The following is a 309-nucleotide window of genomic DNA, read 5'->3' on the forward strand; positions in this document are numbered from 1 at the left end:
GTTATTATTTGAGTTTAGCGATATGAACTAATTCATATTTCTATTAAAAAACTCTTTAAAACGCAATGTTTTCTCGGCTTTTAAAACTAATATATTACTTATTATCCAGTTTTCAAAGAACAAAGTTTGAGAGTAGACCTCTCAAAACTAAACAAAGTTTCGACTTTTCAAATGTTCAAGGCTTTCCGTATTATTCCTTAGAAAGGAGGTGATCCAGCCGCAGGTTCTCCTACGGCTACCTTGTTACGACTTCACCCTAATCATCTGTCCCACCTTAGACGGCTGGCTCCCCGAAGGGTTACCTCACCG

General features: G+C 37.9%; 1 rRNA gene. It reads right to left on the bottom strand.

The window, feature by feature from the left end:
* Positions 1–201 precede the first annotated feature (201 nt).
* A 16S ribosomal RNA gene (locus J7Q78_RS09955) occupies positions 202–309 on the bottom strand; the annotation flags it as partial.

The organism is Latilactobacillus fragifolii (genome assembly GCF_905332535.1).
Lineage (GTDB): Bacteria > Bacillota > Bacilli > Lactobacillales > Lactobacillaceae > Latilactobacillus > Latilactobacillus fragifolii.